Annotated in this window: 13 protein-coding genes; 9 read left to right on the forward strand and 4 right to left on the reverse strand. The window is 27.0% G+C overall.

From position 1 onward, the window contains the following. Positions 1-70 precede the first annotated feature (70 nt). Genes CC87_RS02045 through CC87_RS02070 form a run of 6 tightly spaced genes read left to right on the forward strand, consistent with a single transcriptional unit; the run spans position 71 to position 6,794 of the window. Positions 71-2,146 (forward strand): STT3 domain-containing protein, encoded by a 2,076-nt coding sequence (locus CC87_RS02045; protein WP_038055534.1) that lies wholly within the window; start codon positions 71-73, stop codon positions 2,144-2,146. 21 nt (positions 2,147-2,167) lie between these two features. Beyond that, positions 2,168-2,509, forward strand: a complete 342-nt coding sequence (locus CC87_RS02050) for a cupin domain-containing protein (protein ID WP_038055536.1) — start codon at positions 2,168-2,170, stop codon at positions 2,507-2,509. A 12-nt stretch (positions 2,510-2,521) separates the two neighbouring features. After that, complete coding sequence (gene argB, locus CC87_RS02055; RefSeq protein ID WP_038055538.1) at positions 2,522-3,406, forward strand: acetylglutamate kinase; 885 nt, start codon at positions 2,522-2,524, stop codon at positions 3,404-3,406. Positions 3,407-3,423: 17 nt separating this feature from the next. Continuing rightward, on the forward strand, positions 3,424-6,072 hold the full coding sequence (locus CC87_RS02060; protein ID WP_038055540.1) for a valine--tRNA ligase: 2,649 nt from the start codon (positions 3,424-3,426) through the stop codon (positions 6,070-6,072). Between the two features lie 9 nt (positions 6,073-6,081). Next, positions 6,082-6,435: a PilZ domain-containing protein gene (locus tag CC87_RS02065; protein WP_038055542.1), complete on the forward strand. Its 354-nt coding sequence runs from the start codon at positions 6,082-6,084 to the stop codon at positions 6,433-6,435. An 8-nt stretch (positions 6,436-6,443) separates the two neighbouring features. Further along, positions 6,444-6,794 (forward strand): PilZ domain-containing protein, encoded by a 351-nt coding sequence (locus CC87_RS02070; protein WP_038055544.1) that lies wholly within the window; start codon positions 6,444-6,446, stop codon positions 6,792-6,794. Here the strand turns inward: CC87_RS02070 and CC87_RS02075 are convergent. The 3 genes from CC87_RS02075 to CC87_RS02085 all read right to left on the reverse strand — a co-directional run bounded on the left by CC87_RS02075 (position 6,745) and on the right by CC87_RS02085 (position 11,865). Continuing rightward, entirely contained in the window at positions 6,745-10,182 is a 3,438-nt protein-coding gene (locus tag CC87_RS02075) for an AAA family ATPase (RefSeq protein WP_038055546.1), read from the reverse strand. The two genes, CC87_RS02070 and CC87_RS02075, sit on opposite strands and share 50 nt — an antisense overlap. 98 nt (positions 10,183-10,280) lie before the next feature. Continuing rightward, positions 10,281-10,943: a bacterio-opsin activator gene (locus CC87_RS02080; RefSeq protein WP_038055548.1), complete on the reverse strand. Its 663-nt coding sequence runs from the start codon at positions 10,941-10,943 to the stop codon at positions 10,281-10,283. Between the two features lie 13 nt (positions 10,944-10,956). Next, complete coding sequence (locus CC87_RS02085) at positions 10,957-11,865, reverse strand: KaiC domain-containing protein (RefSeq protein WP_038055549.1); 909 nt, start codon at positions 11,863-11,865, stop codon at positions 10,957-10,959. Positions 11,866-12,030: 165 nt separating this feature from the next. Here CC87_RS02085 and CC87_RS02090 point away from each other — a divergent pair, with 165 nt between their 5' ends. From CC87_RS02090 to CC87_RS02100, 3 genes are read left to right on the forward strand one after another with little or no spacing between them, the layout of a single operon-like run. Beyond that, entirely contained in the window at positions 12,031-15,216 is a 3,186-nt protein-coding gene (locus CC87_RS02090) for an EAL domain-containing protein (protein ID WP_038055551.1), read from the forward strand. After that, a complete protein-coding gene (gene pyk, locus CC87_RS02095) occupies positions 15,213-16,649 on the forward strand; it encodes a pyruvate kinase (RefSeq protein ID WP_038055553.1) in 1,437 nt (478 codons plus the stop codon). Before CC87_RS02090 ends, pyk begins: the two co-directional genes overlap by 4 nt. 3 nt (positions 16,650-16,652) lie before the next feature. Further along, positions 16,653-17,732 carry a DNA polymerase III subunit delta gene (locus tag CC87_RS02100; RefSeq protein ID WP_038055555.1) on the forward strand — a complete coding sequence of 360 codons (1,080 nt, stop codon included), beginning with the start codon at positions 16,653-16,655 and terminating at the stop codon, positions 17,730-17,732. Between the two features lie 10 nt (positions 17,733-17,742). Here CC87_RS02100 and CC87_RS02105 read toward each other — a convergent pair whose 3' ends face one another. After that, positions 17,743-18,687, reverse strand: coding sequence for a ParB/RepB/Spo0J family partition protein (locus CC87_RS02105; RefSeq protein ID WP_038055557.1), 945 nt, complete (start codon positions 18,685-18,687; stop codon positions 17,743-17,745). Positions 18,688-18,696 lie beyond the last annotated feature (9 nt).

Genomic DNA, 18,696 nt, shown 5'->3' on the forward strand with positions numbered 1-18,696 from the left:
TCTTGTTTTTCATGGAAAATTTTATATAATCTCTTTTTATAAAATTTATAAGCCCTTTTTGGAGATAAAAATGAATAAATTAGAAAATATTTATTTTTTATTTCTTCTTTTAATTGTTCTTATTTTTGGTCTTTATATAAGATTTGATGATATAAAAATTTGGCAAGCAAATAAAGAGTTTTATTTTTATAAAAATAATCCCCTTTATAGTGAATATGATTCTTTTTATTTTGCAAGATTAGCACAAGATATTAAAGAAGGCATTTTTAAACCTGGAGAAATAGATAATTATAGATTTTTCCCTGACAATTCCTCTCAAGCCAAAGTAGATGACGAGAAATTTTATTCTAAATATACTATTGCAGGCACTTTTATAAGTTGGATATGGGCTCATCTCTCTTCTTGGTTTAATATTTCTTTAGAAAAACTTACTTGGTACCTAATTCCTATTTTAGCTATTTCTGTAGCTTTTCCCATTTTTTTTTATTTTAAAGATTTAGGTTATCCTTATGCAGGTTTAATAGGAAGTCTGATAGCAGTTTCAGCTCCTATGTATCTTGCAAGAACTAATCTTATGAGATTGGATCATGATGTTTTTAATTTAACATGGCCTTTTCTGATTGCTTACATATTTTATAAATTTTTCCAAACAACTAATAAAAAAAAGAAATATCTGTGGGTAATCTTAGCTACATTTACATGCTTTTTTTACTACTTATGGTATGCTCATACCAATTTAATTTTTGTATTAATACTTATGTTTTTAATTAGATGTTTCTGGGATAAAAAATTAGATTGGAATAAAGAAGATGTTATTTTTGTCTTAATTTTAATTTTGCCTCAAATTTGGTATTTATACAAAGGTCCTGTTCAACTCTACGATCAAGTAAAAACCTTGGTTTTTAATATTAAAAACCCCTCCAGTGTAGATATTTTATTTAAAGATTTTCCAAATATATTTATGTCTATTTCTGAATTACAAAGATTGAGTTTTAAAGAAGTTATAGAAAATGTTACTTTTAGTCTTATTTTAGGAATTTTGGGTCTAATAGGTATAATAATAGCTTTCTTATGTGATTTTAGAAAACTCATTTTTCTTTTTCCTTTTTTAGGAATTGGATTTTTGTCTTTTGTTTCTGGAGCGAGATTTGTTATGTATTTAGCTCCTTTTATAGGAATTGGATTGGGTTTTATAGTTCATTTTTTGTTTGTTAAAATAATGCCTTATTTATCTTTATTCAATGAAAAAGAAAAGCAAAGTAAAATTTGTCATTTAGTTGGTAGTGGTTTATTTATAATCACACTTCTTGCTCAGAGGCCTGTTTTAGGGCTTACAAGTTATCCCAAGGTTTTTGCACCTCTGGTTAAAGATATGGAATACATAAAAATTCATACTCCTAAAAATTCTGCTATATGGACCTGGTGGGATTATGGTTATGCCTTTCAGCTTTATTCAAGAAGAACTACTTTTCATGATGGGGGTTCTCAGGGAACTCCTAAGACTTATTTTATAGCAAGAAGTTTTACCACTTCTGATCCAAAGGAAGCATGGTATATAACCTCCTTTATAAGCAATCTTGGATTAAAAGGAGTTGCTGAAGAATTAAAAAAAGGAATAAAAGCCAAAGATTTGGTTAAAGATATTAGAGAAGGTAGATACGCTAAAGAGATAAAAACCCCTGTTTATTGGATTTTTACTCGCGATTTAATAAGCAAATTTGCTTGGATTCATTATTTTGGAAGTTATAATTTTGATAAAAAAAGAGGGATCTTTGCAAGAATTCTTACACCTCATAGGTGTGAATTTTTAAATAATATTTTATATTGCCAAGATATAGGAGCTAAAATTGATCTTGAAAATGGAGTTATATTTGCAGGGCAAAAGGTTTTAGCTATTAGTAAAGTATATATAAAAGATCAAAAAAAGTTAAAGGAAAAAAAATTTTTTGACAGGGGTTATGTAATAGAAATAATCAAAGTTAATACTAATCAAGTTGCATTATTTATTATGGATTCAAAAGTGGCAAATACTCTGTTTAACAAGATGTTTATTTTAAGACAATACAATCCTAAATATTTTAAACTGGTTTTAGATGATTTTCCTATCGCTGTGATTTATAAAGTAAAAAGTAGAATTAATAAATAAGTTTATATAGGAAGACAATAAATGGGATTTTTAATTAATTTAAAAGAAGTGGAGATGAAAGACCACCCAAAATTTAAGGGAGTAAAAATAGGTTTTATAGTTACCAAAGAAAAACAACCAGAATTAAGCATTACTGTATTGGAGATTCAACCAGGTGTAGAGATTTCAGTTCATACTCATGAAAAAGAAGTAGATACTATATTTGTTTTAGAAGGGGAAGGAGAAATATATTTGAATAAAGAATGGCAGGAGCTAAAAAAAGAGGATATAATAGTAGTGTCTCCAAAAGAGGAACATGGAGTAAGGGTTAAAGGGAATAAACCTATGAAATGTTATATTGTTCATGCTCCGGCTTTATGGTAAAGGAAAGATAAAATGGAGATTTTAGAAAAAGCCAGAATTCTTATTTCAGCTTTACCTTATTTTAGAGAATTTTATAACAAAATAATGGTAATTAAATACGGTGGGCATGCTATGGTTGATGAGAACTTAAAATCAGCCTTTGCCCAGGATATAGTATTGATGAAATATGTAGGAATTCAGCCTATTATTGTGCATGGAGGTGGTCCTCAAATTAATAAAGTAATGGAAAAAATGGGATTAAGGCCTGTTTTTATTGAAGGACAAAGGGTCACAGATGAAGAAACTATGAGTGTGGTAGAAATGGTTTTAGTTGGAACAGTAAATAAAAATATAGTGAGTCTTATTAACAAAGCTGGAGGAAAAGCAGTTGGTCTTTCTGGAAGAGATGGAGATCTTATTGTAGCAGAAAAGATGCATATTTATAAATATTCAGGAGAAGATAGACCCCCTGAAATTATTGATATAGGAAGGGTAGGGAAGGTAAAAGAAGTAAATCCTCAAGTGCTTTATACTCTCATAGAAAGAGGTTTTATTCCTGTAATTGCTCCTGTAGGAATAGGTCCTGATGGTGAAGCTTATAATATCAATGCTGATCTTGTGGCAGGAGCTTTAGCAGGAGCTTTATCTGCTGAAAAATTGATTTATCTTTCTGATGTGGAAGGAGTTAAAGATGAAAAAGGAAAGTTAATTTCAACTTTATATTTAGACGAAATAGAGAACTTAATAGAAAAAGGGATTGCCAAAGGTGGTATGATCCCTAAATTAAAAAGTGCAAGAAAGGCTTTATTAGCTGGAGTTAAAAAGACTCATATAATAGATGGAAGAATTCCTCATAGTTTAATTATAGAACTTTTTACTGATGAAGGTTTGGGAACCCAAATTATTACCAAAAATTAAGGAAGGAGGGATGAATTTTGGAGGGTGAGTTTTTAGAAAAGAGTTATAATCCTAAAAAAGTTGAGGAAAAATGGTATAAGATTTGGGAAGAAAAAGGTTATTTTGAGCCTACCTATGATGAAAGAAAACCCAAGTTTTCTATGGTAATTCCTCCGCCTAATGTTACAGGGGTTTTGCATATAGGACATGCTTTAAATAATACTATTCAGGATGTTTTAGCAAGATATAAACGTATGGACGGATATGACGTTTTATGGATTCCAGGAACAGATCATGCAGGCATTGCTACTCAAAATGTAGTAGAAAGAGAAATAGCTAAGGAAGGGCTAACAAGACATGATCTTGGTAGAGAAAAATTTTTAGAAAGAGTATGGAAATGGAAAGAACAGTATGGTAATCGTATTATAGAACAGCTTAAAAAATTGGGAGCCAGTTGTAGCTGGTCTTATCAAAGATTTACTATGGATGAGGGATTATCAAGAGCAGTTAAAGAGGTCTTTGTAAGGCTTTGGGAAGAGGGATTAATTTATAGAGGAGATTATATTATTAATTGGTGTCCACGATGTCAGACAGCTTTAGCAGATTTAGAAGTTGAATTTGAAACAGTTCCTGGGAAACTTTGGTATCTTAAATATCCTTTTGAAGACGGATCAGGTTATATCATAGTTGCTACTACCAGACCTGAAACTATGCTTGGAGATACTGCCGTTGCTGTAAATCCTGAAGATGATAGGTATAAGCATCTTATTGGTAAAAATCTTATATTACCTTTAGTAAACAGAGTAATTCCTATTATTGCAGATAAAATTGTAGATCCTGAATTTGGAACAGGTGCGGTAAAGGTTACGCCTGCCCATGATTTTACAGATTTTGAAATAGCTAAAAGACATAATTTACCTTTTGTAAAAGTTATAAATGAATTTGGAAGGATGACAGAAGAAGCAGGAGCTTATGCTGGTCTTGATAGGTTTGAGGCTCGTAAAAAAGTGGTAGAAGATTTAAAAGCTCAGGGGCTTTTAGAAAAAGAAGAAGATTATCAGTTAGTTTTAGGACATTGTTACAGGTGCAACACAGTAATAGAACCTTTAATTTCTAAACAATGGTTTGTTTCTACTAAACCTTTAGCTCAGCCTGCTACCGCTGCAGTAGAATATGGATTCATAAAATTTGTTCCAGAAAATTGGACCAATCTTTACTATGATTGGATGAGAAATATAAGAGACTGGTGTATCTCAAGACAGATCTGGTGGGGACACAGAATTCCTGTTTGGTATTGTAATTCCTGTGGAGAGATTATTGTAAGTAAAGAGGATGAAGTTAAAAAATGTCCTAATTGTGGGTCCATTGATTTAAAAAGAGAAGAAGATGTTCTTGATACATGGTTTTCTTCAGCTCTCTGGCCTTTTTCTACTATGGGATGGCCTGAAAAAAACAAGATTTTATTTACTTTTTATCCCACTTCAGTTTTGGTAACCAGCTTTGATATTATTTTCTTCTGGGTTGCCAGAATGATTATGATGGGAATCCACTTTATGGGACAGATTCCATTTGAAAAGGTTTATATCCATGCTCTTGTTCGTGATGAAAAAGGGCAAAAAATGAGCAAAAGTAGAGGAAATGTCATAGATCCTTTAGAAATGATAGAAAAATACGGAACAGATGCTTTAAGATTCACTCTTGTTGCTCTTGCTGCTCAAGGAAGAGATATTAAACTTTCGGAAGCCCGTATAGAAGGGTTTAAACATTTTATTAATAAAGTTTGGAATGCCAGCAGATTTGTTTTAATGAATCTTGAAAATTATAACTATAGCTCTCAAAAAAATATAGACTTTGAGAAATTACCTCTATGGTCTAAATGGATAATTTCTGAGCTTCAAAAAACCATTAAAGAAGTTAGAGAAAAGCTGGATGAGTTTGAATTTGATCAAGCTGCTATGGCTGTTTATCACTTTTTCTGGGATAAATTCTGTGATTGGTATTTAGAAGCCTCTAAAATTTATTTAAAAGATAAAAATTATAAAGATTCTACTCAAAAAGTATTATTAGAGGTTTTAAAAACATCTTTAAAATTGTTACATCCTTTTATACCTTTTATTACAGAGGAAATTTGGCAATATTTATTAGAAAAAGAGACAGAACATATTATTATAGCTAAATATCCAGAATTTGATGATTCAAAAGTTGATAAAAATACCGAGAAGTTGATACAATTTTTACAGGAATTTATTGTAAATATACGAAATATTAAATCAGAATATAACTTGACTTCTAAAACAAATTTAAATATAATCTTTAAATCAGATGATATAAATTTGTTAAATTTGATTGAAAAAGAAAAAGAGATAATTAAATTCTTAGCAAAAATAGAAAATATAGTTTTATTAAAAGATTATAAAAAAGAAAAAGGAGATATTTCAGTAGTTTTATCAGAAGGAGAGATTTTTGTTAATTTAAAAGATTTAATAGATGTAGAAAAAGAAATCAGAAGATTAACCAAGGAAAGAGAGAAAATTGAGAAAAAATTGTCTCAAATAGAAAGAAAGTTACAGAATAAAGAATTTTTAGAAAAAGCTCCAAAAGAGGTGGTAGAAAAAGAAAAAAATGCTTATAATGAATTAAAAGAAAGACTATTTAAAATAAACCACTATTTAAAAGAACTTATTTAAACTTTTTAGATGAATTTGCAAGATAAAAGGTATTATAGTCGATATAAGGTAAGATTAGAAGGGAAAGTAGCTCTTGAAAAAGGTTTTACTTTTCCTGTAGAGATTTTAGATATTAGTGCTGAAGGAGCAAGGTTAAAAACAGATAATCAAGTTCCTATTAATGAGGGAGATATTATCAATTTGGTAATAAAATGGAAGGGGCCTATTAAAACAAAAGCAGAGATTAGATGGATTAAATGTAAAAAGCCCTTTTTAGAATTTGGGGTAAAATTTATAGAAATGAATATGGCAGATAGAGAAGCTTTATCTTCTCTCCTTTCTGAAATAGCTTTAACTTCTCTATTGGATCATTATACTCGATAAAGGTTTTTATGGATAAAGATAAAAGATATCATTCACGTTATAAAACCAAGATAGAAACTAAAGCAGCTCATGAGAAGGGTTTTATTTTTCCAGTAGAAATTTTAAATATCAGTATGGAAGGAGCAAAACTAAAAACAGAAAGATCTACACCTTTAAAAGAAAAGGAAAAATTAGAACTTTTAATAAAATGGAAAGCACTTATTAAAGTAAAAGCAGAAATTAAATGGATTAATTTAAATAAAAATTTTGTAGAATTTGGAGTGAGCTTTTTAGATACAGATTTTCATAATAGAGAAGCTTTATCTTTTCTTATTTCTGAAATGGCTTTATCAAGTTTTGGTAAGACTGATGTTCCTTAACTAATTGATCCAGTTTTATAGTGAATATTTTAGAAATTCCTTTTTCTTCCATAGTAACTCCTAAAAGAGTATCAACCTCTTTCATAATATTTGGATTATGAGTAATAATTATTATTTGAGAATTTTTTTTGATTAATTGTAATAATTTAATAAATTGAATAGAATTTTTTTCATCTAAGGAGGCATCAACTTCATCTAAAATACAAAAAGGTCCAGGTTTTACCAAATAGAAAGAAATTAATATAGCAATAACACAAAGAGCCTTTTCCCCACCTGACAACATATTTAAATGTCTAATATTTTTACCTGGAATTTTTATATTTAAATCCAATCCTGCTACAAGAGGATTGTTATCAGTTAAAATAAGTTTAGCTTCTCCTCCAGGAAAAATAGTAGGAAAGATCTCTTTTAGTTTAGTATTTACTTTTTCTAAAGTATCTAAAATTTTTTCCTTAGATAAATTTTTAAGATTCTCCAGAATTCCTTCTAATTCTTTTATACCTTTTTCTAAATCTTCTTTTTGAGTTAAAAGATTTTTATATCTCTCAGAAATAATTTCATATTCTTTTATACTTGCCAGATTGACTTCTTGAAAATTTTTTAAAATATTTTTAGTATTTTGAATTTCTTTTTCTATTTCTTCCAGATTTATATCTAATATTTCTTCATTTAGATCTGAAGAAATATTAAAATCTGTCAATTCTTCTAATTCTTTTTTGATATTATCTAAATATAATTTTATTTCAGTTAATTTAAGTTCTAAATTGTATTTTTGAGTATTCAGATGTTTTAATTCTTTTTCTTTATTTTTCCTTTCAAACTCTTTTTTCTTTAACTCTTTTTCCAGATTTTCTTTTTCTTGCTGAATTTTTTCCAAATCTTTTTTTAACATTTCTAATTCCTGATTTATAAGCTCTTTTTTATTTTTAGTTTGTTTTATTTTGGTTTTCACATATTCTATATCATTCAAAATTAAATCTGTAGAAAATTTAAAGTTTTTAAGAAAATTTTGAATTTTTTCTATATTTTTCTGAATCTCAATTTTTCTATTTTTAAAGGTTTCATTTTGGGTTTTTATTTTTATAATTTCTTGATAAATATTATTTAATTTTTTATCAAGTTCTTTTAAAATTTTTTCTAAATTAAATTTTTCTTTTTGAACATTTTCATAATTTTTAGCATTTTCATTAAGCTGTTTATCAAGTAATTCTAATTTTTTTATAACTTTTGACTTTTCTTCATTTAAATTTAGAAAATCTTGATTAAAATTTTCCAATTTTTCTTTTAAATTTTTGTCTTGTTCTTTCAATTTTATTAAAGATATTTTAAAATTCTCTTTTTGTTTTATAAGATTTTCATATTCCTTTTTAATGTTTTCTAATTCCTGATTTAAATAATTTATTTCTTGTTTATATTTTTTTAAATTTTGCTCAAGTTCTTTTTCTACATTTAAAAGTTTTTCAAGATCTTTTTCCAACTCCTTTTTTACCTTAATTAATTCCTTTTTTTCCTTTTTTAAACTTATTATACCTTTCTTAGGCTTTTTAATAAAATAGATAAAACCTAAAGGTGTAAAAAGAATTTTATCTTTTAAAATATATATAAACTGAGGGGTGTTTTTATATTCCTGGAGAATTTTTTCTGAAAGAGTTTCAAATTTTTTTATTTTAAAAAACTCATCCAAATTTTCTTTTTTTAAAAACAGAACCAAATTATCCTTGACATCTAAATTTTTTAAAGATTTTAAGTTATCTATAACCAAGGCATTGAGATCATCTTTTAATACTGTTTCTAAAAGATTTAGATCTTCTTTTTCTAAATCAAGCAAACTTTCTAAAGAAGGCAAATTGATTTTGTTTACATAGCTTTTTTTAGGAGTTTGGGGTAAAATTTTATTAATTAATTTTAAACGCTCATCCAAGGATTTTATTTCTGAAATATATTTTTGTTTTTTTAAAAGGATCTGATTTAACTTTTCTTGTATTTCTTCTTTAATTTTAGAAATGTTTTTTATTTTTTCTTCTAAAATTTTCCTTTTTTTCTTTTTTTCTTCAATAATCTTATCCCATATATTTTCTTCTTTTTGAATCTTTTTCCATTCCTTGGAGATGTTTTTGAAAGTTTTTTCTGTTAGTTCTTTATCTTTTAAAAGCTGGTTTATTCTTTTTTCTAAAAAACTCCTTTTTTCTAAAAGTTTTTCTTTTTCTCTGGTTAAATTTATATATTCCTCTTCAAAAACTTTAAATTTGTTTAATTTATCTTCATAAATTCTTAAATGATTTTCTTTTTCATTTTTTAAAATTATCAATTTATCTTTTAATTTCTCTGCTTTTTCTTTAAAGTCTTTTAAAGATGCATCTATAGTTTCTAATTCTTTATTTAAAATTATTAACTTTTCCCTTTCATTTTCTTCTTTTATTTTTTCTTTTTCTAATTTGTATTTTAGATTTCTTTCTTCTTTTAATAAATTTAGAAATTTATTATCCCAATCTTTATATATTTTTTCTTTTGACTGAATTTCCTCTTTTAAATCTTTAATTTCTCTTTCTTTTTTAATAAGTTCTTGGTAATATTTTTGTTCTTCTATTTCTAATTTTTCTATTTCTTTTTCCAATTTAGCTTTTTTATTAAACAAATCATTTATTTTTTCTTCTATTTCTGCTTTTTCTTTAGAAAAATTTTTCCAGAGATATAAATTTTTCTTAACAAGAAGATTTTGAAGTTTATCCTTTAAAGTTAAATATCTTTTAGCTTCTTCAGCTTGTGCTTTTAGATGATTATACTGGGCTTCTACCTCTTTAATAATATCTTGTAATCTTGTTAAATTTTCTTTAGTTTTTTTTAGATTTTTTCTGGTTTCTTCCTCTGTAACTTTAAATTTAGAAATACCTGCCAAGTCTTCTAAAAATATTTTTCTCTCCTTGGGAGAAATTTCTAAAAATTTAGACACTTCTCCTTGTTCAATTATTCCGTAACTTTGAGGATTTACACCTAAATCTAAGAATAAAAACTGAATATCCTTTAGTCTACAAGGCTTTTGATTTATAAAAAATTCTCCTTCTCCATTTCTATAGAATCTGCGGGTAATAATTATTTCCGGAAAATCTTTAAATTTTTCCCAAACAGGGGGATCATGATTAATTATAAGTTTAACTTCTGCAAAATCTATTTTTTTTTGAATATTTCCTGCAAAAATAAGATCTGAAAGCTCCTTTACTCTAAGTCTCTTAGGACTTTGTTCTCCTAAAATCCAGCGAATGGCATCAAGTATGTTACTTTTACCTGAACCATTAGGACCAACTATAGCAGTGATGCCAGGAGAAAAAGGGATATTAACTTTATAAGGAAAAGATTTAAAGCCGTAAATTTCCAATCTTTTAATAAACATAAATGTTTTTGTATAATTGTATATCAAAATGAAAAATTTAAAAGGAGCTTTAATTATAACACCCCTCCTATAAAATTGGGAGGGGTGTTATAAGAAATTTATTCTTTTTGACCTTCTTTTAATTTAAGATATTGTTTTATTTCGTGAACCAGCATAGCAGGAGTTTTAATAGGATATTGTAAGTTATCCATAATCTCTTCAGCAGGAATACCTTTGATATTTAAATCTTTAAATCTTTCTTTTAGTTCTTCAGGAGAGGTAATGGGATATTTAATTCCTTTAGATTTTCGTAATACTAAGTAAGCCCAGGGTATATCAAGAGTCCTGGCAATTTCTTCACTTATTGTAGAACAATAATGCAACAGGGTTTGAGCGTCACGTCCTTCTTTTATTTCTTTATAAGCAAGTTTAGCGATGCCTCCAGCAGTATGCACTTTTAATTCTCTTAATTCTTCATTAACCAGTTCTTCCATAGCTTTAATTTTTTGCAAGGCAAGTTCAGGATCAGCTCTTAAAATATTTCTAACAGTATTTTTAGTAAGTCCAACCTTTTGGGCAATTTCATCATCAGTTTTCATATACTCTTCTTTTAAGACCACTACAAAAGCAGCCCTTGCTAAGGAAGGAAGCCATGTTAAAGTTCTGAATTCTGCAAGTTTGTTTAATCCTCCAAGTAGATCAATAGCTTTAAAAAAAACTCTGCTTACTAAATGTTCTATTTCTGTTTCTGGAACCACTGAAGTGCTAATTTGTATTACCATAATTATCACCTCCTTATTTGGTTTTGGAAATAGGATCTTTTATTACTACTAACCCTTCTTCTGTTATTTCAAGAAAGCGAGTTTTTGTATCATGTCCGCATATTCTACATCCATCTATTCTGAAAAGCCTTATCACTTCTCCTATTTCTTTTTTGTAAATTTTTGCTTTATAAGAAGAATCTATAAGTTCTTTGGCTAAAACCATGGTTCCATCGACAATATGTCCTACAGCGTAACCTCCTGCTGCTTCAGCTGTTAATTCCTCATGTCCACTCCTTTTTTGAGATACAAAAAGAGCAGTTTGATACCATTTTTTCATAAAATTAAAAAGTCTTCTTACAATACTTCTTGCAAGCATTTCTTTAGTTTCAAAAAGTCCTGTAACAGAGTCTATAATTGTAAAATTTACTTTATAATTTTGAATTACATAAGCGAGGGTTGCCAGAAGATCAGGGAGATTTTCTCTTAATCTGGTAGAAGAAGCAGCATCAATAATGATAAGATTATCTTCAAAGTCTTCAAAATTTAATCCCATAGCAGCAGCTCTTAGTTTTAAAGAGGTAGCTACAAAATTCGCAGGAGTTTCAACAGTTATAAAGGCTACTCTTTCTCCAATAGAAGCCTGTTTTACTGCAAACTGTTCTACCATCAAAGATTTTCCTGTATCAGAAACACCTGTAATATTAAAGACAGAATAAGCAGGAATACCTCCTAAATTTTTCTTTACAAGTTTTCCATTTTCAGAAGTAACAATAAAAAATAAATCGTCTAAACCTTCTATACCTGTAGGAACTCCATAAACCTTAGGAGCCTTTTTAATAGCCTGACTACCTGTATAAATTGATTTTAAATCTGGCTCACCTATACCCCGAATATTTTCTTCTTTTTTAACAATGTTTTCAGTTTTATCCCATTTATTCATTTTTTAACTCCATATATATTTTTATTTTTTAAAATTAAGATCAATTTTTATAAATTCAAGTTATCTTATACATTGATTATTATAAAAATATTTATAACATAATTTATAATCCTTAGGGTTAAATACTTGATTTTTGTAATATTTATTTTAAAATCCTAAATTAAGATGTCTATAAAATTAGGTGTTTGTTACTGTCAGGAAAGTCAAATTAAAAACTGGCGAAATTTTGTTGAAAATTTAGAAAAATTTCTTAAATCCAAAGTGTCTTTAGAAATTTTTCAAAATTTAAAAGAAGAATTGGAAAAAATAAGAAAAGAATATTTTGATATATATTTTGCTTCTTTTCCTATTGGTGTGTATGAACTTTATAAAAGAGGTTATATTCCTATAGCTAAATTTAAAAAGAAAAAAGTACCAAACTATGTTTTAATCAGTAATAAAAATTTAGAACTTTTAAAACAGAAAGAAAAGATCAAAATAGCTATTTTGGATCATCCCACTTTTTCTGGATTATTTATTCCTCTTAAACTACAGTTTGATTTGGAATTTTTAAATTTTTTAATTCTGAAAATCGATTCTTATGAAGAAATCGTTCAGAAAGTTTTAAATAAGGAAGTAGATTTGGGAATTATTCCTGATCTTGAACATTTTAAAAACTTTTTAACATCTTTAATAAAAAAAGAACTTGTAATAAAAAATTATCATTATTTTATGATTCCCCGAGACTTTTCTGATTTTAAAAATATAAAAGAAGCTTTGAAGTCTATTGATAAGAAAATTTTAGAACTTTTTGATGCGGAAGATATAGAATTCATATCATTTTGGGAAAGACTTAATGTTTTAGCTTTTTGTTTTATAAGTGATTATTTATCAGAACTTTTGGAAAAATCTTTTATTAGTAAAGTAATGTTAGAGTTTCCATATTTGGGAATAGGAATTTATCATGATCATTATGTATATACCAATCCTTATTTATCTTCTCTTTTAAAATACACTCCTGAAGAATTTCAGAAACTTAAACCTGAGGATTTGTTTTATTATGAAGAAGATAAAATAAAAGGTAGAGAAATCGTTAAAAAGCGTTTAAAAGGAGAATTTTTTACCTTGAATTATAATATAGTACCCCTTAAAACTAAAGATAATAAAAAGATAGAAGTTTTACTTTCTTCTACCACCATATTTTATAAAGGAAAATATAGTGGTTTGGTTTTATTAATAGATGTTACTAAACAAAAAAGGTTGGAAAGATTAAACAGAGTTTTAAAAAAAATCAATCAAATTTTAATTACCAGCAGTTATGAAAAAGAGATTTATGAGAAAATTTTACCTATACTTTTGGAAGAACTTCAATTAAAGGGAGTATGTATAGGTATTATTGATGAAGAAAAAGGAATTATAAAACCAACTTTTTATTGCCCAGAAGATTTAAAAGTAAAAGATGCAGTTACCTTAAAGGAAAAGGAGTATTACTGTGTAAAGGCTTATAAAACAAAAGAGATTCAAATAATTTCAGATATAAAAAGTCATTTAAATTCTCAAAAGATTAAAAAACACTTGTTATCATTAGGAATCAATTCAATTTGTGCTATTCCATTAATAAAAAATGATAAAGTTGTTAGTATTTTAACTTTATATTCTGAAGAGCCTCAGTTTTTTGAAGAGGATTATAGGGAAGTAATAGAAGAACTCAAAAGAGATTTGTCTTTTGCTTTTAGAAAAATAGATTTATTATTAAAAGATCATATTATTAATGAGTTTATAAAAAGAACTGAAGAAATTTTAATTATTGCAGATGTTGATGGAAAGATAGAATACATAAATCCTTATGGTGCTCGGATTTTAGAATTTGATAAAGGGACTGATAATTGTTTTAGACTACTAAGTATTCCTAAAAGTGTAATAAAAGAATTAAAAGATAAAAATTTCGGAGAAGTAAGAAGGATCGGAACTTATTCTAAAAAAAATAAAAGACTAATATTAAATTTAAAAATCGGTTATATTGAATTGTCAGAAGAAATAAAAAAATTAATAATTTGGGGAAAAGATTTATCAAGAGAGATGAGGTTTGAAGAAGAAAGATTTAGATTACGTAACTACGATGGATTGACAGGACTTTTAAATTATCAAGGTTTTGCTCAAAAAGTTACTGAATTGCTTAGTATATTGAGAAAAAACGGAGTATTGATACTTTTGGATATTTATAATTTTTCTTATATAAATCATTTTTATGGAACAGAAACAGGAGATTTTTGTCTTAAGGAAATAGCTAAAAAATTAAACAAACTTGTAGATAAAAACGGAATATTGGGAAGACCTGTAGGAGATGAATTTAGTATTTTTCTTGTAGATATTGAAAAAAACGAATATACTGAATGGATAAAAAAAATCATAAACATTTTTTCAGAACCTTTACAATTTAAAGATAAAAAAATATTCCTTGAATTTAACGCCAGTGTGGTTATATATCCAGATGACGGAACCAATTTTAAAGAACTTTGGCAAAAAGTTAATGTTTTGTTAAACGAAACTAAAAGAAAAGGTCCTAATGTGATAGAGTTTTTTAATTCTGTTATTGAAACAGAAGTAGAAAAGGTTTTTAAAACTATCAATTTAATAAAAAAAGCTATTAAAGAAAATCTGTTTATATTTTATTACCAACCTTATTTCAAAACTCAAACCTTAGAAATAGCAGGTTTAGAGGCTTTAGTTAGAATTAAGGATGGAGACAAAATTATCAAACCTTTAGAGTTTATTGAATACTTAGAAAATAGTCCTTATATAAAAGAATTTGAATATTACAATCTATATAAAAATTTAAACAAAATAAAAGAATGGAAAATACCTATTTCTATAAATATTTCTTCTAAAAGTTTCGAATTTTTATCTATTTTAGAAATTATCTCAAAATATGAAGATTTAATTAAAAGTTTACCTACTTATTTTATTATAGAAATTACAGAACATACTTTAGCTAAAAATTTAGAGAGATCTCAAAAGGTTTTAAACATATTAAAATCTTATAATATAAAAATAGCCTTAGACGATTTTGGCACAGGATATTCATCCTTAAACTATTTAAAAGATTTTTCTATTGATATTATTAAAATTGACAAATCTTTTACAAATTTGATACTTAAAGATAATAAAACTTATTATATAGTGGAAACAGTTATAAAATTGGCCAAAAATCTGGGTATAAAAACCTTAGCTGAAGGGGTTGAAACAGAGGAGCAATTAAAAATTTTGCAAAATTTAGGTTGTGATTTTGTTCAGGGATTTCTCCTTTCTAAACCTTTACCTGAAAAGGAAGTAGAAGAAATAATAAAAAAAGATAGGAAAAAAAATAAATGAGAAGAACTAAAATTGTAGTTACTATTGGTCCATCGTCAAGAGATCCTCAAACAATAAAATCTCTTATTGAAGCTGGAGTAAATGTATTTAGACTTAATTTCTCTCATGGAGACCAAAATTATCATAGAGAAAATATAGAAAAAATACGCAAAATTTCTCAAGAGCTTAATATCCCTGTGGCTATTCTTCAAGACTTATCAGGACCAAAAATAAGAATAGGAGAGGTGAAAACTCCTTTTACTTTACATCAAGGAGAGATTCTTGAAATTTATAAAAGACCCATTACATGTGAAAAAATTGATGGAATAGGAAAAGTTTATATAGATTTTCCAGAGATTTTAGATGATCTTAAAGAGGGGGATCTAATCTATATCGCTGATGGTCTTATAAAAGTAAAACTTATAAAAAAAGAATTAGAAAAAATAGTCACCCAGGTTATTCAGGGTGGAGTAATTTCTTCTAAAAAGGGGGTTAATTTCCCGGGAGCGCATCTTTCTATTTCTGCACTTACAGAGAAAGATAAAAAGGATTTAGAATTCGGTTTAAAAATGGAAGTAGATTTAATAGCACTTTCTTTTGTAAATACACCTAAGGATATTATAGAATGTAAAAAACTGGTTGAAAAATATCAAAAAAAAACATTTATTTTAGCTAAAATAGAAACACAAAAGGGTGTAGAAAATTTTGATGAAATTTTAAAAGTAGTTGATGGTATAATGATTGCCAGAGGGGATTTGGGGGTGGAAATACCTATAGAAAGGGTTCCTGTTATACAAAAAGAACTGGTTAGAAAATGCAAAGAAAAAGGGAAACCTGTTATTATTGCGACTCAGATGCTTACCTCTATGATAAATTCTACTATGCCAAGCAGAGCAGATATTTCTGATATAGCCAATGCAGTTTTAGATGGGGCAGATGCACTTATGCTATCAGATGAGACCACAGTAGGTAAATACCCTGTGGAAGCTGTTAAAATGATGGCTAAGACTATAGAAGAAGCAGAAAAGATTTATTTTTTTGGTCCTGAGGAATGCCAACATGTCTCTCCAGATTTTGCTATAGCCTATAGTAGCTGTATTTTAGCTGAAGAAATAGGAGCTAAAATTATAGTAGTTTTTACTAAATCTGGAAGCTCTGCTATGAGAGTGGCTAAATTTAGGCCCAAAGCTCTGATTTTAGCCAATGTTCACAATGAAGAAGTTTTAAGGCGTTTGAATTTAGTATGGGGAGTTTATCCTTATATGGTTCTTTCAGAAAGTAATAATGTAGAAAATATGGTAAAGGAGTTTGTTAAAAAAGCTTTTAATGATAAAATAATATCAGAAGAAGATACTTTAGTTTTAACTATGGGTTATCCCATAGGTAAGATAGGATCTACTAACTTAATAAGAGTTATAAAAAATGATCAACTTAAAGAAATTTTATCTCAATAAGATATGCCTATTTTCACACCTATCCAAGTTCCTAAGTTAATAGATCTTGCTAAGAAAAACCGCATAGCTCCGGTTTATATTTTTATTGGACCTGAACATATTTGTAAAGAAAAGGCTAAAGAAATATATACTATTTTACAACAAAAAGAGGCTATATTAGAGGTTTATAATCTTAATGATAAAGAAGGAAAAAAAGATTTCTTTCAGATTAAAGGATATCAAGAAAGTCTTTTTGGTATAAGAAAGGTTTATCTAATTTTGGGAGCTGAAAATATTAGCATTGAAAAAGGAGAAGATATAGTAAAAAATTTAATCCGGGGAAATAACCTATTTAGTTGGTTTTTAATTGCAGCTAAGTTTGAAGAAGATCATCCTTTATATAAATATGCTTTTGAAAAAGGAGCTATAATTCCTTTTACCACCAGAAAAGAAGAGGATATTTTGGAAAGCGAATTAATTATGGCTTTAAAAGAAACTAATAAAATAATGGACAAAAATACTGCTAATTTATTTCTTTCTTTGGTGGGAAAAGATTATTATCATTTTAAAAATGAGCTTAATAAATTGATTCTTTATACAGATGAGCATCAAATAATAAGTGAAGATGATATATGGACAGTTACTATACCTTTAGAAAATGATGCTCTTTATCTTTTAGCTGATACTTTTTTTAATTATGGACCTGAAAAGGCTTATAAATTGGTTTTAACTCTTTTAGATCATAAAATTGAAGCTCCCAAAATTTTATGGTATTTATATAAATTTTTTAAAAAGATGGAAATTTTCAAGGAATTTTTGCAAAAACATGCAGAACTTGCTAAAGAGAATAAATATGTCTATTTTTCCAAAAAATTGCAGGAAATTAAAGAAAATCCTATAGAAGAAGTTCCTAAGATCATAGCTGAAAGCCATCCTTATCCTTTATTTACTATGAAAAAATACATAAACAGGATAAAAGATTTTAAAGTTGTTTTTGAAGAACTTTATAAGGCTGATCTCGGTATAAAAATATACTTCAGAAATCCAGCACAGGTTTTTAATGAATTTTTCTTAAATTTATGGTACAAAATAGAAAAATGTTAAATCTTAGATTTTAGATTTTTTCTAAGATATATTTTATATCTTTCTGATTTTTTGTTAAAAATTCTATCTTTTTAGAAATTTCTTCCATATTTTTTCCTTTAAATTGAATATTTATTTCTTTTTTTTCAAAATATGGAACAAAATCAAGATTAATATTTTTAGCTTTAAATTTTTCCACTACAGGGCTAATTTCTCTTAATTTTGAAAAATAATGAATATAATAAAATTCTTTTAATTTATTTAAGAATTCTTTTTTTCTTTTATTGAAATCTTTTTCTTCCAAGATTTTTTTTAATTCTTCAGATAAAAGATCATTTAAATTATTTCTTTTTTTTAAATCCAACAATTTTTCCAAAATATCCTTTTGCTCACTAAAGCTAAGATTTAATTTTTTAAGAAGTTCCAAAAATTCTTCTCTTTCAAATTTGTTCAATTTAGCTAAAATTTGCGTAATTTTAGGATTTAATTTTTCTAAAACCAGTAAATTCTTAAATTCATCTTCTAATTTATTAATATTTTGTAAAAATTCTATCCAAATGTAATTTTTAGAAAATCCTAATTTAGGAAGAATTTCCAGAATTTCTTCTATAGAAAAAAAATTTAAAGCTCTTTTTATAAATTCTGCTTTTTCTACCAAATTTAAAGAACGGAAAAGATTAGACTCCAAAGAAATAAGAAGGAGTTCTTTAGAAGTATAACCAGTAATAATGCAGGAGGGAATAGATTTTAAGCCCAGAGATCTGTAGGCTAAAATTCTGCCTTCACCATCTATAATAATATATTTAGTTTTTTCTGAAGATAAAAAAAGAATTGGGGGGGTAAGAAGTCCAAATTTTTGAATGCTATCTTTTAGAAACTTTTCTCTTTTAGGGTAAGAAAATACATAAGTTCTATCCTCAAGATCTATTTTATTTAAAAAAATTTGCTCTACAGAGAAATTTTTAATTTTTAGCATTCTATTAAG

Source organism: Thermodesulfobacterium hydrogeniphilum (assembly GCF_000746255.1).
GTDB lineage: Bacteria > Desulfobacterota > Thermodesulfobacteria > Thermodesulfobacteriales > Thermodesulfobacteriaceae > Thermodesulfobacterium > Thermodesulfobacterium hydrogeniphilum.

Excerpts from the sequence above, each read along its gene's own strand:
- CC87_RS02100 (WP_038055555.1), top strand. The coding sequence starts at position 16,653 with ATGCCTATTTTCACACCTATCCAAGTTCCTAAGTTAATAGATCTTGCT.
- CC87_RS02105 (WP_038055557.1), bottom strand. The coding sequence starts at position 18,687 with ATGCTAAAAATTAAAAATTTCTCTGTAGAGCAAATTTTTTTAAATAAA.
- CC87_RS02070 (WP_038055544.1), top strand. The coding sequence starts at position 6,444 with ATGGATAAAGATAAAAGATATCATTCACGTTATAAAACCAAGATAGAA.
- CC87_RS02090 (WP_038055551.1), top strand. The coding sequence starts at position 12,031 with ATGTCTATAAAATTAGGTGTTTGTTACTGTCAGGAAAGTCAAATTAAA.
- CC87_RS02080 (WP_038055548.1), bottom strand. The coding sequence starts at position 10,943 with ATGGTAATACAAATTAGCACTTCAGTGGTTCCAGAAACAGAAATAGAA.
- CC87_RS02065 (WP_038055542.1), top strand. The coding sequence starts at position 6,082 with ATGAATTTGCAAGATAAAAGGTATTATAGTCGATATAAGGTAAGATTA.
- argB (WP_038055538.1), top strand. The coding sequence starts at position 2,522 with ATGGAGATTTTAGAAAAAGCCAGAATTCTTATTTCAGCTTTACCTTAT.
- CC87_RS02075 (WP_038055546.1), bottom strand. The coding sequence starts at position 10,182 with ATGTTTATTAAAAGATTGGAAATTTACGGCTTTAAATCTTTTCCTTAT.
- CC87_RS02045 (WP_038055534.1), top strand. The coding sequence starts at position 71 with ATGAATAAATTAGAAAATATTTATTTTTTATTTCTTCTTTTAATTGTT.
- CC87_RS02050 (WP_038055536.1), top strand. The coding sequence starts at position 2,168 with ATGGGATTTTTAATTAATTTAAAAGAAGTGGAGATGAAAGACCACCCA.
- CC87_RS02085 (WP_038055549.1), bottom strand. The coding sequence starts at position 11,865 with ATGAATAAATGGGATAAAACTGAAAACATTGTTAAAAAAGAAGAAAAT.
- pyk (WP_038055553.1), top strand. The coding sequence starts at position 15,213 with ATGAGAAGAACTAAAATTGTAGTTACTATTGGTCCATCGTCAAGAGAT.